Source organism: Cupriavidus nantongensis (assembly GCF_001598055.1).
In the GTDB taxonomy this organism is placed as follows: domain Bacteria; phylum Pseudomonadota; class Gammaproteobacteria; order Burkholderiales; family Burkholderiaceae; genus Cupriavidus; species Cupriavidus nantongensis.
On record NZ_CP014844.1, the window covers coordinates 840,634 to 855,601 of the forward strand.

Consider the following 14,968-nt stretch of genomic DNA (forward strand, 5'->3'; position numbering starts at 1 on the left):
AAAGCCTGACTCTCGTGCAGAATCTGCTGCGTCCGCGCAGTGAGAATTCGGCGCATCAAGGCTCCTCAGGGCCCTTAACCTTGGCATAGCCAGTCCCCTGGCCGATTCCCCGCCAGTTGTTAAGGAGCCTTGAATTGCCCCCAACGCTGATCGTCGACGAACCCTCGAGGTTCCGCACCTTGTTATGCGCCGAACTCGCCGCCGAGTTTGACACCGACGAGGTCCTGGAAACGGATGGAGTCCGCGAGGGCTACCGCCTTGCCCGCGAGCACCGGCCCGGCCTGGTGCTGGTCGACGTCGAACGCTTCGGCAATCCCGGCATCGACTTTGTCCGCAGGGTGGTGGCCACGCTGCCCGGCGTGCCGCTGCTGGTGCTGTCCGGCAACGACACCGCCCAGGCGCCGGTACGGGCCCTGCGCGCCGGCGCGCACGGCTTCGTGGTCAAGCAGCGCGGTGTCGAGGAAGTGATGCAGGCCGTGCGCGGCGTGCTGAGCGGCTATCTGGTGTTTCCGCTGCAGACGCTTGAGACCGTGCGCCAGCTCGGCGAGCAGCAACAGGCGGGCCTGCCGCGGCTGAGCAACCGCGAGATCACCATCCTGCAATACCTGGCGCGCGGGCATTCCAACAAGTCGATCGCGGCGCAGCTGCTGATCAGCAGCAAGACCGTCAGCACGCACAAGGCCAATATCATGGCCAAGCTGCACGTGGGTTCGCTGGTCGAGATGGTGGACTACGCGCGCCGGCACCAGCTGGTGTGGTGAACGTCACCTGGCGGGTTTGCCGCGGCATGCGCCTACTGCCGCGCCCTTGCCGCGCCCGTCGGCCATCGCGGGTAGACTGTGGGCATCTGTGACGAATCCGAGCTATCCGCCCGATGCCCCAGACCCTGAATGCTGCCGTGCGCCGCCTTGGCGCCGTCGTCATTGCCTGTGCCACGTGGCTCGCCGTTCCCGCCTTCGCCAACGAGCCGATGTGGTTCTTGCAGGGCAGGCCAGTGCCGGAGGCGCGCCAGGCAGTGGATGCGCTGGCCGCGGTGGCCGCCGATGGCCTCGATCCGCGCGACTACGATGCCGAAGCGCTGCGCCAGGCGGTAACCCAGGCCGCCCACGGCCCGGCGCTGCCGCCCGATGCCGCGGCGCGGCTGGATGCGGCGCTGAGCGCCGCCATGGAGCGGATGCTGTCCGACCTGCACGGCGGCCGCATCAACCCGCGCGCGGTCCATGCCAATTTCGCGCCGTCGGCCGAACGGCCTTTCGATCCGGCCACCTGGCTGCGCGATGCCGTTGCCCAGCATCGCCTGCCCGAGGCCATCCGCCTGGCGGCACCCACGTTTCCGCTGTACGGCACGCTGCGCCAGGCCCTGGCCCGCTACCGCGACATTGCGCGGCAGCCGGTGTGGCAACAGCCGCTGCCGCCGCTGCCGGCCGGCAAGCTGACGCCGGGCCAGCCGTGGACCGGCGCCGCGGCGCTGACCGCGCGCCTGGTGGTGCTGGGCGACCTGCCGGCCGGCACGCAGGCGCCGCCGCGCTACGAGGGTGTGCTGGTCGATGGCGTCAAGGCCTTCCAGTCGCGCCATGGCTTGCAGCCCGACGGCGTGATCGGCGCGGCCACGCTGGCGCAGCTGAACCTGCCCATCGCCGAGCGCGTGCGGCAGATCGAACTGACCATGGAGCGCCTGCGCTGGACCCCGCTGGACGGTCCGCGCATGATTGTGGTCAACGTGCCGGAATTCATGCTGCGCGCCTATGAAATCCGCGACGGCAAGCTCGACATCAAGCTGGAGATGAAGGTGATCGTCGGCAAGGCTCTCGATACGCGCACGCCGCTGTTCGAAGAGGACATGCGCTATATCGAATTCAGCCCTTACTGGAACATCCCGCCGTCGATCGCGCGCCGCGAAACGGTGCCGCGGCTGCGCCGCGATCCGGGCTATTTCAACCGGCAGGGGCTGGAGTTCGTTGGCGGCGACGGCAAGGCCGTGACCACCTTGTCCGAGGAAAACCTGGAGGCGGTGCTGAACGGCAGCCTGCGCATCCGCCAGCGGCCCGGCCCGCTCAACGCGCTGGGCGACATCAAGTTCGTATTCCCCAACAACGAGAACATCTACCTGCACCACACCCCGTCGCCGCAGCTGTTCAAGCGCGACCGGCGCGACTTCAGCCACGGCTGCATCCGCGTGGAAGCCCCAGTAGCGCTGGCGCAATTCGTATTGCACGATATGCCGGAATGGAACGAAGCCCGGATCCGCGAGGCGATGGCACGGGGCAAGTCGAACACGGTGCGCCTGCAGCAGCCGTTGCCGGTGGTGCTGGCTTACGGCACGGTCATCGCGCGCGCCGATGGTCGTGTATCCTTCCTGCCTGACATCTACGGTCACGACAAATTGCTGGACAAGGCGCTGCGGCAACGCAACGGCCGCCCCCAGCCGCGCGCTGTGGCAAGCGCCTCCGGCGTCGCCCCTTGAGGCGTCTCAGGCGCCGCACCCCGCACATTCAGAGGAGTACCATGACTGACGCGACGCGCAAGGCACGCCGCCGCTTTCTTCATACCACCGGAACCCTGGCGCTCGCCGCCGGCCTGATGCCGCTGGCGCCGCGCGGTGCGCTGGCCAGCGTGCCCGGGAATTTGCCTGCGAATCTGCCCGGGAATCTGCCCGCCAACCAGGCGCTGGCCGGCCTGCCGGATGCCCGCACGCTGGCTTTCGATCACACCCACACCGGCGAGCGCGTGTCGCTGGTCTATGCCGTGGGCGAGCGTTTCGTGCCCGAGGCGCTGACCACGCTCAACGGTTTCCTGCGCGACCATTATTCTGGCAAGGTCGGCACCATCGATCCGCAGCTGTTCGACCTGTTGTTCCAGGTGCGCCGCGAACTCGGCACCGACAAGCCGTTCCAGGTCATTTCCGGCTACCGCAGCCCGGCCACCAATTCGCGCCTGCGCAACTCGCGCGGCGGCGGGGTGGCCAAGCACAGCCTGCATATGGACGGCAAGGCGATCGACATTCGTTTGGCCGGCGTGTCGCTGGCCGATGTGCGCGATGCCGCCAAGTCATTGCAGCGCGGCGGCGTCGGCTACTACGAGTCCGACCAGTTCGTGCATCTCGACACCGGGCGCGTGCGCTACTGGTAAGCATTGCCCGCGGGGCCGTCCGGCGTGGACGGCCTTGTGTCGTTGCCACGAACGCCTGTCCTCGAGCACCAAAGCAAAAAGCCGCGAACCCTTGCGGGACCGCGGCTTTTCAAATAGATGGTGGCGAATCAGGGACTCGAACCCCGGACCTGCGGATTATGATTCCGTCGCTCTAACCGACTGAGCTAATTCGCCAACGAAGACTGAGATTATACCTGGGCTTTCGTGCCTGTCAACACCTTCCGGCGAAGATTTTGCACGACGCTTCGCTGCATAAAAAAACGGCAGGCTCGCGGGCCTGCCGTCTGCTTAATGCCGCACGACCGCTCAGTCGTTGGCGTAGATGTTCACGTCCTTGGTCTCGCGGATAAACAGCGCGCCGACCACGAAGGTGAGTGCGGCGATGATGATCGGGTACCAGAGGCCGTAGTAGATGTTGCCGTTCTGGGCCACCAGCGCGAACGAGATGGTGGGCAGCAGGCCGCCGAACCAGCCGTTGCCGATATGGTAGGGCAGCGACATCGAGGTGTAGCGGATGCGGGTCGGGAACAGTTCCACCAGCATGGCGGCAATCGGGCCGTACACCATGGTGACGTAGATCACCAGGATGACCAGGATCACCAGCACCATGATCGTGTTCATCTGCGCCGGGTCGGCCTTGGTCGGGTAACCGGCCGCGGCCATCGAGCTGCCCACTTCCTTCTTGAACGCCGCGATCTGCTGCTTGCTGGCGTCGTCGAAGCTGTGGCCGTTCACCAGCTTGGCATCGAAGGCCTTGATCTCCTTGTCGCCGATCTTGACGCTGGCCACGGTACCGGCCGGGGCCTCGACCACTTCATAGCTTGCCGAGGCCTGCGCCAGGGTACGCTTGGCGATGTCGCACGAGCTGCGGAAGTCGATCTCGCGGGCGATCGGGCTGCCCTGGAACGAGCACTGCTTCGGATCCGCGGTCACCACGATCTGGGCGCTTTGCTGGGCGCGCTCCAGCGCCGGGTTGGCGTAGTGGGTCAGGGCCTTGAACAGCGGGAAGTAGGTCAGCACGGCCAGCGCGCAGCCCGCCATGATGATCCACTTGCGGCCGATCTTGTCCGACAGCGCGCCGAAGAAGATGAAGAACGGCGTGCCGATCACCAGTGCGCCGGCGATCAGCAGGTTGGCCGTCTTGGCATCGACCTTGAGCACCTGGGTCAGGAAGAACAGCGCGTAGAACTGGCCGGTGTACCAGACCACGGCCTGGCCGGCGGTCAGGCCCAGCAGCGCCAGGATCACGATCTTCAGGTTGCGCCATTGGCCGAACGATTCGGTCAGCGGTGCCTTGGAGGTCTTGCCCTCGGCCTTCATGCGCTGGAACGCCGGCGATTCATTCATCGACAGCCGGATATAGACCGACACGCCCAGCAGCAGGATCGACAGCAGGAACGGGATGCGCCAGCCCCAGGTCTCGAAGTTGGGACCGGTCGCCTCGCGGCACAGCAGGATCACGATCAGCGACAGGAACAGGCCGAGCGTGGCGGTGGTCTGGATCCACGAGGTGTACGCACCGCGCTTGCCGTGCGGGGCGTGTTCGGCCACGTAGGTCGCGGCACCGCCGTACTCGCCGCCCAGCGCCAGGCCCTGCAGCATGCGCAGCGCGATCAGGATGATCGGCGCGGCCCAGCCGATGGTGGCGTAGCCGGGCAGCAGGCCGACGATGAAGGTCGACACGCCCATGATCAGGATCGTCACCAGGAAGGTGTACTTGCGCCCGATCATGTCGCCGAGGCGGCCGAACACCAGCGCGCCGAACGGCCGCACGATAAAGCCGGCGGCAAACGCGAGCAGCGCGAAGATGAAGGCCGAGGTCGGGTCCAGCCCGGCAAAGAACTGCTTGGCGATGATCGCCGCCAGCGAGCCATACAGGTAAAAGTCGTACCACTCGAACACCGTGCCCAGCGACGAGGCAAAGATCACCTTGCGCTCTTCGGCAGTCATCGGTGCGTTCTGCGCGCCCCCTCCGGGCACCGCAACGTTTTGCACGTTTGCCATTGTCTCCTCCGTCTGGAATGGATCCCGGGGCGGGCGTGGCGCGCGGAAAGCGCCGCGCGGCTGGCCCTATGCCCAGAGTTGCAGAGGATTGTGGGTGGCGAAACTTACTGCGTTCTGACAGATTCCGGCGTGCCGCCAGCAAAAAACGTCGGGGTATACGCTAGGCGCGCACGGGTCCGTGGATGCTGCGCTGCGGGCCTTCGGCACGTGCGCTCCGCACGGTTATGCGCGTTGCAGGCGTGCGGCTATGCAGCATCCGCGCCGGGCCCGCGCGACGCGCCTTGCGATGGCATTGCCGCCGGCGGCGGCCCGGCGCGGTGGGCTTCGGCTTCGGCATCGTCATGGTTCATGCGCCAGGCGTAGAGCGCGGCCATCAGCACATAGACCACCAGCGCGCCCTGCGCGCCGACCCAGAACGAGAACGGCCAGCCGAAGAAGTCGAAGCGCAGGTCGCGTGCAAACCACGCCACCACGAAGGTGACCGTGAACCAGACCGCGAGCAGGCCGCCGATCCAGCGCAGGTTGCGATGCCAGGCGAGGCGATGGCGCGCGTCGGCGCTGCCGGGGGCAGGGGTGTCGTTCATGCGGACGGAAAGTTTTCGGGACGGCGCAGCGTCACGCGGAAATGCGCGCCGGCCAGCCGTGGCGATTGCTGGTAGACGTGGTCCGAGATCTGCACGTCGCCGCCGTGCTGCTGCACGATTTCACGCACGATCGCCAGGCCCAGGCCGCTGCCTTCGGTGTTGGTGCCGAGCACGCGGTAGAAGCGCTCCATCACGCGCTCTCGCTCCGACGGCGCAATGCCCGGGCCGGTGTCTTCCACGTCCAGATAGGCGAACGGTTCGAAGGCGTCGGCGCTGACCCGCACCGTGGCGCGGCCGCCGCGCGGCGTGTAGCGGATGGCGTTGTCGAGCAGGTTGTTCAGCATCTCGGTCAGCATCAGGCGATTGCCCTGGACCATCACCGGATGGTCGTCGGCATCCAGGCCCAGGTCGATGTCGCGCGCCCATGCCCGCGGCAGCCAGTCCTTGACCACTTCGCGCGCCAGCGCCGCCAGGTCGAGCGCGGCCATGCCGCCGGTGCCGGCCAGGTTTTCCATGCGCGCCAGCGACAGCAGCTGCGTCACCAGGTGCGCGGTGCGTTCCGAGCTGCCCGCGATCTGCGCCAGCGAGCGCCGCAGTTCTTCCGGCGACTGCTCGCGCTGCGCCAGCTCGGCCTGCATGCGCAGGCCCGCCAGCGGGGTCTTCATCTGGTGCGCGGCATCGGCGATAAAGCGCTTCTGGGTCTGCACCGACTGGTCCAGCCGCGCCAGCAGGTCGTTGAACGAGCCCACCAGCGGCGTGATCTCCTGCGGCGCGGCGCGTTCGTCGATGGGGCTGGTATCGCCCGGGTTGCGTGCGCGGATGCGCTGCTGGATCGCGGTCAGCGGCGCCAGCCCGCGGGACAGCCCGAACCACACCAGCACCACCGCCAGCGGCAGGATCACGAACTGCGGCAGGATCACGCCCTTGATGATCTCGTTGGCCAGCCGCGCGCGCTTGTCCAGCGTTTCGGCCACCTGCACCAGCACCGGCTGGGTGCCGCTGACCTGCTTCAGCTCGATATAGGTGTAGGCCACGCGCACGTCGTTGCCGGCGACGCGGTCATCGCGCAGCGACACCAGCCCGGCGTGGCCCTGGTCTTCCTCGGAAGGCAGCGGCAGGTCCTGGTCGCCGGCGATGTACTCGCCGCGCTTGCCGACCACCTGGTAGTAGATATTGTCGGTCTCGTCGGCGCGCAGGATCTCGCGCGCCGACAGCGGCAGCTGCAGCGTGACGCGGCCGTTGACCTCGCGCACCTGCTGCGACAGCACGATGGCGCTGGCTTCGAGCGCGCGGTCGAACGGACCATTGGCGATCGACTTGGCCACCAGGTAGGTCACCGCGATGCTCATCGGCCAGAGCAGCAGCAGCGGCGCCAGCATCCAGTCGAGGATCTCGCCGAACAGCGAGCGCGGCGCGGGGTGGGCGGTGCTTTCCTCCAGGTGCGGCAGCGCGTCGGCCAGGTCCTGGTCGGTAGCGTCCGGCGTGGAGGGGGGAGGGGGCGTGGCGCGCGGCACGCGCCGCCAGGGCAGTCGCAGCAGGCTCATGTCGGCGAGGTTGCGCTCAGGTCGGTCGCGTGGCCTGCGGTAATGGGATCAGTGAGGATCAATGCGGCGTGGCCACCGCCGGCTGGAATTTCTCCAGGCAGTAGCCCAGCCCGCGCACGGTGGCGATGCGGATGCCGCCGACCTCGATCTTCTTGCGCAGGCGGTGCACATAGACTTCGATGGCATTGTTGCTGACTTCCTCGCCCCATTCGCACAGGTGGTCCACCAGCTGTTCCTTCGATACCAGGCGGCCGCTGCGCGTGAGCAGGATCTCGAGCAGGCCGATCTCGCGCGCGGACAGCTCCAGCATCTGGTCATTGAGATAGGCGATGCGCCCGACCTGGTCGTACGCCAGCGGCCCGTGCCGCATCAGCGTGGCACCGCCGCCGGCGCCGCGCCGCACCAGCGCGCGCACGCGCGCTTCCAGCTCGGACAGCGCGAAGGGTTTGGCCATGTAGTCGTCGGCGCCGAGGTCCAGGCCCTTGACGCGCTCGTCGACGCTGTCGGCGGCGGTCAGGATCAGCACCGGCAGCATCGCGCCGCGCGCGCGCAGGCGCTTGAGCACCTCCAGCCCGGACATGCGCGGCAGGCCCAGGTCGAGGATCAGCAGGTCGAAGGTCTGGGTCGACAGCGCCGAGTCGGCTTCCAGGCCATTGGCGACATGGTCGACGGCGTAGCCCGAGTGGCGTAGCGAACGGGTCAGGCCGTCGGCCAGCACGTCGTCATCTTCGGCGATCAGAATGCGCATGGTTGTCTCCACCCTGGCCGGCATAGCCGGCACCGGTGCGCAACGGGCACGGGGGCGCGAAGGGGCTTGCCAAGCATACTGTCTTTTTATACAGTACCCGCACGTTCCGCTGGGGCCGCCCGGGGAGACCCCCTGGAGTGCGGCCGCGCAGACAGCCGGGCCGGCGCTGATGCCGGCAAATGCCGGTGCCGCGCCACATGCGGCCTATTTATACACCATTTGATTCAAGGACGACCATGGACGACAAGAAGGCAGGTGCCGGCGTGAGCGCCGAGAAGCAGAAGGCGCTTGCCGCCGCGCTCTCCCAGATCGAGAAGCAGTTCGGCAAGGGCTCGATCATGCGCCTGGGCGACGGCGAGGTCGAAAAGGACATCCAGGTGGTTTCCACCGGTTCGCTCGGCCTGGACATCGCGCTTGGCGTCGGTGGCCTGCCGCGCGGCCGCGTGGTCGAGATCTACGGGCCGGAATCGTCGGGCAAGACCACGCTGACGCTGCAGGTGGTGGCCGAGATGCAGAAGCTGGGCGGCACCTGCGCCTTTATCGACGCCGAGCACGCGCTGGACGTCAACTACGCCTCCAAGCTCGGCGTCAATGTCGGCGACCTGCTGATCTCGCAGCCCGACACCGGCGAGCAGGCCCTCGAAATCACCGACGCGCTGGTGCGCTCGGGCTCGATCGACCTGATCATCATCGACTCGGTCGCGGCGCTGGTGCCCAAGGCCGAAATCGAAGGCGAAATGGGCGATTCTCTGCCCGGCCTGCAGGCCCGCCTGATGAGCCAGGCGCTGCGCAAGCTGACCGGCACCATCAAGCGCACCAACTGCCTGGTGATTTTCATCAACCAGATCCGCATGAAGATCGGCGTGATGTTCGGCTCGCCCGAAACCACCACCGGCGGCAACGCGCTGAAGTTCTACGCCTCGGTGCGCCTGGACATCCGCCGCATCGGCTCGATCAAGAAGGGCGACGACGTGATCGGCAACGAGACCAAGGTCAAGGTGGTCAAGAACAAGGTGTCGCCGCCGTTCCGCGAGGCCTTCTTCGACATCCTCTACGGCCAGGGCATCTCGCGCCAGGGCGAGATCATCGACCTGGGCGTCGATGCCAAGATCGTCGAGAAGTCCGGCGCCTGGTACAGCTACAACGGCGAGAAGATCGGCCAGGGCAAGGACAACGCCCGTGAATACCTGCGCGAGAACCCGGACATTGCAGCCGAGATCGAAAACAAGGTGCGCGCGGCGCTGGGCGTGGTGGCCATGAACCCCACCGCCGCAGCCGCGGCGGCAACGGTCGAAGACTGACCGCACCGGCGGCCGTCGCGCCATCCGGGAAGGCCGGGGCATCGCCGATGCCCCGGCCTTTTTGCTTGGCGGGCGGCGCCGTCTTCCCAACCGCTGATCCCGGTCACCCATGGCAACCCGTCCCCCGCTGTCGCTGAAGGCCCGCGCCGTCGGCTACCTGTCGCGCCGCGAGCACAGCCGCGCCGAGCTGGCGCGCAAGCTGGCGCCGCATGCAGAATCGCCGGAGCAGCTGGAACAGCTGCTGGACGCGCTGGAGCGCGAGAACTGGCTGTCGAACCAGCGCTTTGCCGACAGCCTCGTGCATCGCCGCGGCGCCCGCTACGGCACCGCGCGCGTGATGCAGGAGGCCAAGACCCACAAGCTCGACAGCGAACAGCTGGGCGAACTGCAGGAGCGCCTGCGCGCCACCGAGGCCGAGCGCGCGCGCGAGGTCTGGCGCAAGCGCTTCGGCACGCCGCCCGACACGCCCGAGGCGCGCGCCAGGCAGATCCGCTTCATGGTGGCGCGCGGCTTTTCGCGCGCGGTGGTCGGCAAGATCATCCAGGGCGCGGACGAGGACTACGGCGACGCGGACTGAGCCGCGCGGCGTGGCAGCGCAGGCAATTACCTGCATTGCCATCATGTGTATTTCGCTGCGTTGCGTCATCGCGCCCTGCCGGCGCCTGAGCTTTGTCGCGGCCGGGAAGCCGGTGCCTGCTGGTGCATTGCGGCAAGGCGGCCCGGGCTGCCACGCTGCCATGGTCGGCCGACAATCCGGGCGCGACAGTTGGCGCACAAGGATGTTCCCGGCCAACGCGGCATGGCATGTTAAACTCCCCGGGTTATTCGGTGCCGCGGCACCACGGTGCCCCAGCCCCCCGTATTCTCCGAATCTTCCGTATCTCCAGCCTGGCCATGCCTCTGTCCCAGCCCGTCAACCGCTCCCTGCGTCACCGTCGCGCCATCGCGGCCGAGGCGTACCAGAGGGAGGACGGCCTGTGGGACATCGAGGTGCGCCTGACCGACACCAAGCCCCGCGACATCGAACTGGCCGGCGACCGCATCCGCCCGCAAGGCCAGCCGCTGCACGACCTGTGGCTGCGCATCACGATCGATGAGCAAATGACGGTGCTGGATGCCGAAGCCTGTTCCGACTGGGTGCCTTACCCGTCGCAGTGCGACACCATCGGTCCGGCCTACCGCAAGCTGATCGGACTGAACCTGCGCAAGGGTTTCCGCAAGGCCGTGCGCGAGCGCCTGGGCGGGGTCGGCGGCTGTTCCCACCTGACCGAAGCCGCCGGCGTGCTGCCCAGCACCGCGATCCAGGCCTTTGCCGGCGAGGTCATCAGTATCCGCGACAACGGCGAGGACGATCCGAATCCGGAACCGCCCTATCAGTTGAACGGCTGCCACGCCCTGCGTTTCGACGGCGAGGTGGTTCGTCAGTTTTACCCGCGCTGGTATGGTCACCAGCCGACGCCCAAGGCAAGGGCCGAGGCCGCGCCTGCCGTCGCATCCGCGCCCCAGGCGCAGCAGCCCGCGGCCAATGGCGACCGCGGTGGTCACGCAATCGACGGCAACGACGCTGTCCCGGCCGACCGGCCGACCGGCACCTCCGGCTGATTCTCAGGATCGGCCAGCCCCGACGAGAGAGTTCGTCTTCTTTCAGATTCTTCCCTTCTACCTTTTACGCCTACCCGAAAGGAAACACGCATGAATATCCATGAGTATCAAGGCAAGGAAATCCTGCGCAAATACAATGTGCCGGTTCCGCGCGGCATCCCCGCGTTCTCGGTTGACGAGGCCCTGAAGGCCGCAGAACAGCTCGGCGGCCCGGTGTGGGTTGTCAAGGCGCAGATCCACGCGGGTGGCCGCGGCAAGGGCGGCGGCGTCAAGGTTGCCAAGAGCATGGACGAGGTCAAGACCTACGCGTCCAACATTCTCGGCATGCAGCTGGTCACGCACCAGACCGGTCCGGAAGGCAAGAAGGTCAACCGCCTGCTGATCGAAGAAGGCGCCGACATCAAGAAGGAACTGTACGTTTCGCTGGTGGTGGACCGCGTGTCGCAGAAGATCGCCCTGATGGCGTCGAGCGAAGGCGGCATGGACATCGAGGAAGTCGCTGCCCACTCCCCGGAAAAGATCCACACCCTGATCGTCGAGCCGTCGACCGGCCTGACCGACGCTGACGCCGACGACATCGCCCGCAAGATCGGCGTGCCCGACGCGAGCGTGGCGCAAGCCCGCCAGGCCCTGCAAGGCCTGTACAAGGCGTTCTACGAAACCGACGCCTCGCTGGCCGAAATCAACCCGCTGATCCTGACCGGCGACGGCAAGGTGATCGCGCTCGACGCCAAGTTCAACTTCGACTCGAACGCGCTGTTCCGTCATCCGGAAATCGTCGCCTACCGCGACCTGGATGAAGAAGACGCCAACGAAATCGAAGCCTCGAAGTTCGACCTGGCCTACATCTCGCTGGACGGCAACATCGGCTGCCTGGTGAACGGCGCCGGCCTGGCCATGGCCACCATGGACACCATCAAGCTGTTCGGCGGCGAGCCGGCCAACTTCCTCGACGTGGGCGGCGGTGCCACCACCGAGAAGGTGACCGAAGCCTTCAAGCTGATGCTGAAGAACCCGAACGTGCAGGCCATCCTGGTCAACATCTTCGGCGGCATCATGCGTTGCGACGTGATCGCCGAAGGCGTGATCTCGGCGTCGAAGGCCGTGTCGCTGAACGTGCCGCTGGTCGTGCGCATGAAGGGCACCAACGAAGAGCTGGGCCGCAAGATGCTGGCTGACTCGGGCCTGCCGATCATCTCGGCCGACACGATGGAAGAAGCCGCCCAGAAGGTCGTGGCTGCCGCCGCCGGCAAGTAAGCCGAGGCGCCGTTACCCAATACAAGCGAACTTCGGCAGCGCGCGTGGCCTTTGCCCGCGCTGCCAGAGTCAAGCAAAGGACGAAAGCATGTCGATTCTGATCAACAAAGACACCAAAGTCATTACCCAGGGCATCACCGGCAAGACCGGCCAGTTCCACACCCGTGGCTGCCGCGACTACGCCAACGGCAAGAACGCCTTCGTCGCCGGCGTGAACCCGAAGAAGGCCGGCGAAGACTTCGAAGGCATTCCCATCTACGCCAGCGTCAAGGACGCCAAGGCCCAGACCGGCGCCACCGTGTCGGTCATCTACGTGCCGCCCGCAGGCGCCGCTGCCGCGATCTGGGAAGCCGTTGACGCCGACCTGGACCTGGTGGTCTGCATCACCGAAGGCATCCCCGTGCGCGACATGATGGAAGTCAAGGACCGCATGCGCCGCGAAAACAAGAAGACCCTGCTGCTGGGGCCGAACTGCCCGGGCCTGATCACGCCGGACGAAATCAAGATCGGCATCATGCCGGGCCACATCCACAAGAAGGGCCGCATCGGCGTGGTGTCGCGCTCGGGCACGCTGACGTACGAAGCCGTGGGCCAGCTGACCGCGCTGGGCCTGGGCCAGTCGTCGGCCGTCGGCATCGGTGGCGACCCCATCAACGGCCTGAAGCACATCGACGTGATGAAGATGTTCAACGACGATCCGGAAACGGACGCCGTGGTCATGATCGGTGAGATCGGCGGTCCGGACGAGGCCAACGCGGCCAACTGGATCAAGGACAACATGAAGAAGCCGGTGGTCGGCTTCATCGCTGGCGTGACCGCGCCTCCGGGCAAGCGCATGGGCCACGCCGGCGCGCTGATCTCGGGCGGTGCCGATACCGCCCAGGCCAAGCTGGAAATCATGGAAGCCTGCGGTATCAAGGTGACCAAGAACCCGTCGGAAATGGGCCGCCTGCTGAAGGCAATGCTGTAAGCCCCTGGCCGACTTTCCCGCGACAGCGGGATCGACCGTTCCAGCAATGCCCCCGCTTCGGCGGGGGCTTTGTCTTTTGCGGGGAAGTGATTCACGCGCCATGATGGCCCTGAACATTACAAGATTGAAATCTAATCGAAAGGTTCATCGGTTAAACAGTCATGTCTGCGCCTTCAGACATCCGAAAACCCGTCAGATGACGGGGCGCACCACCACATAGAACTCGAGGAGCCTCCCCGTGGAACTGCTGTCTTCCACCACTTTCTGGATTGCGTTGGGATCGATCATCCTGACCAATATCGTCCTGTCCGGCGACAACGCGGTGGTGATCGCGCTCGCCTCGCGCAACCTGCCGCCCGCCCAGCAGAAGAAAGCCATCTTCTGGGGCAGCGCCGCCGCCATCATCATGCGCGTGGTGCTGACCGTGGCCGCGGTCAAGCTGCTGAGCCTGCCTTACCTGAAGATCATCGGCGCCGTGCTGCTGGTCTACATCGGCGTGCAGCTGCTGACCGGCGAGGACGACGAAGACGGCCATGACGCCAAGGACAATATCTGGGCCGCGATCCGCACCATCCTGATCGCCGACCTGGTGATGTCGCTCGACAACGTGGTCGCCGTGGCCGCCGCCGCGCAGAAGGGGCCGGAAGGCAGCCAGCTGCTGCTGCTGATCGTCGGCCTGGGCCTGTCGATTCCGCTGATCGTGTTCGGCAGCACCATCCTGCTCAAGGTGATGGAGCGCTTCCCGGTCATCATCGTGCTGGGCGCCGCGCTGCTCGGCTATCTCGCCGGCGAGATGCTGGTCAGCGACCCGGTCGACGCCGCCTGGTTCGAAGTCCACGTGCCGCACGCCCACCTGGTCTTCGGCGCCGCCGGCGCGATCCTGGTGGTGATCATCGGTAAGCTGCTGAGCCGCCGGTCGGCACAGACGGCCTGACGAGAGTCAGCATGGAACGGAAGGGCGGCCTGCTGGCCGCCCTTTTTCGTTGAGCGGAGCGCCGCGTGTGTCGGTGCCCCTGCCAACTAACTCATGTGAGTGATCGCACTTTTTGTCGCGCTTGCCTGTGGTAGCGGTCCCAGGTGACAATTTTTGGCGCAAGCGGCAAGCGTCACCCCGACGGGTGACGAAATTTGTCGCTTTTGACCCCCTACCGATGGGGGATGCGCCTGGCACGCTTGCTGCTCAATCGTCCCCGCGTCACGAAACCGAAGACGTGCAACGCTTAACCAAAATCTCTTCGAGGGGTCAAATCATGCAACGGGTACAAAAACTGAAGAAGCTGGGCCGCCGCGTCCAGAAGGGTTTTACGCTGATTGAACTGATGATCGTGGTGGCGATCATTGGTATCTTGGCGGCGATTGCGATTCCGCAGTATCAGGACTATGTGACGCGGTCGCGCTGGTCGAGCCCGCTCACGGAAATTGCCCCGCTGAAGCAAGCAATTGCACAATGTGCACAAGTGTCCGGTGGTAACTTGACCGCATGTGGAACGCTTGCCCAGCTTACCGCTGCGACCGGTTACCCGGCTGTACCGGCTCCGGCTGGTGTTACTCTGCTGTTTGGCGCGGGTGCGCCGACTGCCCCAACCGCGACCACGACTACTATTGAGTTGACCGCGACGGCAAACAACTTGGGTGCAGCAAACGGTTGTGTAGTAACTCTTACCGGCACCAGCAACGCGAACTCGATCGTTTGGACTGGGGCGACGACGGGAGCAACCTGCACGCGTGCCCAGACCGGTATCTAAATTCTCTAGATGCTGTAACGAAAGCGCCTTCGGGCGCTTTTTCTTTGCCTCGCGCCCAAGCTA

The 14,968-nt window shown here is 66.1% G+C and carries 14 protein-coding genes and 1 tRNA gene; 10 read left to right on the forward strand and 5 right to left on the reverse strand.

Annotation, left to right across the window (positions count from 1 at the left end; all coding sequences use genetic code 11):
* The first annotated feature begins 134 nt into the window (after window positions 1-134).
* The 3 genes from A2G96_RS03845 to mepK all read left to right on the forward strand — a co-directional run bounded on the left by A2G96_RS03845 (window position 135) and on the right by mepK (window position 3,129).
* Window positions 135-761 carry a response regulator transcription factor gene (locus A2G96_RS03845; protein WP_062796919.1) on the forward strand — a complete coding sequence of 209 codons (627 nt, stop codon included), beginning with the start codon at window positions 135-137 and terminating at the stop codon, window positions 759-761.
* Window positions 762-874: 113 nt separating this feature from the next.
* The gene (locus tag A2G96_RS03850; RefSeq protein WP_062796921.1) at window positions 875-2,464 is read left to right on the forward strand and encodes a L,D-transpeptidase family protein; all 1,590 of its coding nucleotides are present in this window, start codon (window positions 875-877) and stop codon (window positions 2,462-2,464) included.
* A gap of 41 nt (window positions 2,465-2,505) precedes the next feature.
* Entirely contained in the window at window positions 2,506-3,129 is a 624-nt protein-coding gene (gene mepK / locus A2G96_RS03855; RefSeq protein ID WP_062796923.1) for a peptidoglycan L,D-endopeptidase MepK, read from the forward strand.
* A gap of 118 nt (window positions 3,130-3,247) precedes the next feature.
* On the opposite strand, the gene A2G96_RS03860 is transcribed toward mepK, so the two are convergent.
* The 5 genes from A2G96_RS03860 to A2G96_RS03880 form a co-directional block, all read right to left on the reverse strand.
* Window positions 3,248-3,324, reverse strand: a tRNA-Met gene (locus tag A2G96_RS03860).
* Window positions 3,325-3,456: 132 nt separating this feature from the next.
* Window positions 3,457-5,154, reverse strand: a complete 1,698-nt coding sequence (locus A2G96_RS03865) for an MFS transporter (protein ID WP_062796925.1) — start codon at window positions 5,152-5,154, stop codon at window positions 3,457-3,459.
* A 245-nt stretch (window positions 5,155-5,399) separates the two neighbouring features.
* Window positions 5,400-5,738, reverse strand: a complete 339-nt coding sequence (locus A2G96_RS03870; protein ID WP_062796927.1) for a DUF4212 domain-containing protein — start codon at window positions 5,736-5,738, stop codon at window positions 5,400-5,402.
* Entirely contained in the window at window positions 5,735-7,282 is a 1,548-nt protein-coding gene (locus A2G96_RS03875; protein WP_062796930.1) for a sensor histidine kinase, read from the reverse strand. Before A2G96_RS03875 ends, A2G96_RS03870 begins: the two co-directional genes overlap by 4 nt.
* Before the next feature lie 58 nt (window positions 7,283-7,340).
* Window positions 7,341-8,030: a response regulator gene (locus A2G96_RS03880; RefSeq protein WP_062796932.1), complete on the reverse strand. Its 690-nt coding sequence runs from the start codon at window positions 8,028-8,030 to the stop codon at window positions 7,341-7,343.
* Between the two features lie 236 nt (window positions 8,031-8,266).
* On the opposite strand from A2G96_RS03880, the gene recA reads away from it, so the two are divergent.
* The 7 genes from recA to A2G96_RS32185 all read left to right on the forward strand — a co-directional run bounded on the left by recA (window position 8,267) and on the right by A2G96_RS32185 (window position 14,905).
* Window positions 8,267-9,331, forward strand: coding sequence for a recombinase RecA (gene recA / locus A2G96_RS03885; protein ID WP_018008856.1), 1,065 nt, complete (start codon window positions 8,267-8,269; stop codon window positions 9,329-9,331).
* Between the two features lie 109 nt (window positions 9,332-9,440).
* The gene (gene recX / locus A2G96_RS03890) at window positions 9,441-9,908 is read left to right on the forward strand and encodes a recombination regulator RecX (protein ID WP_062796934.1); all 468 of its coding nucleotides are present in this window, start codon (window positions 9,441-9,443) and stop codon (window positions 9,906-9,908) included.
* Window positions 9,909-10,225: 317 nt separating this feature from the next.
* Window positions 10,226-10,933 carry a DUF2889 domain-containing protein gene (locus tag A2G96_RS03895; RefSeq protein ID WP_062796936.1) on the forward strand — a complete coding sequence of 236 codons (708 nt, stop codon included), beginning with the start codon at window positions 10,226-10,228 and terminating at the stop codon, window positions 10,931-10,933.
* A 90-nt stretch (window positions 10,934-11,023) separates the two neighbouring features.
* A complete protein-coding gene (gene sucC / locus A2G96_RS03900) occupies window positions 11,024-12,190 on the forward strand; it encodes an ADP-forming succinate--CoA ligase subunit beta (RefSeq protein WP_062796938.1) in 1,167 nt (388 codons plus the stop codon).
* Window positions 12,191-12,278: 88 nt separating this feature from the next.
* Window positions 12,279-13,160 carry a succinate--CoA ligase subunit alpha gene (sucD, locus tag A2G96_RS03905; RefSeq protein ID WP_062796940.1) on the forward strand — a complete coding sequence of 294 codons (882 nt, stop codon included), beginning with the start codon at window positions 12,279-12,281 and terminating at the stop codon, window positions 13,158-13,160.
* A gap of 238 nt (window positions 13,161-13,398) precedes the next feature.
* Entirely contained in the window at window positions 13,399-14,094 is a 696-nt protein-coding gene (locus A2G96_RS03910) for a TerC family protein (protein WP_062796942.1), read from the forward strand.
* 316 nt (window positions 14,095-14,410) lie between these two features.
* Window positions 14,411-14,905 (forward strand): pilin, encoded by a 495-nt coding sequence (locus A2G96_RS32185; RefSeq protein WP_082818836.1) that lies wholly within the window; start codon window positions 14,411-14,413, stop codon window positions 14,903-14,905.
* Window positions 14,906-14,968 lie beyond the last annotated feature (63 nt).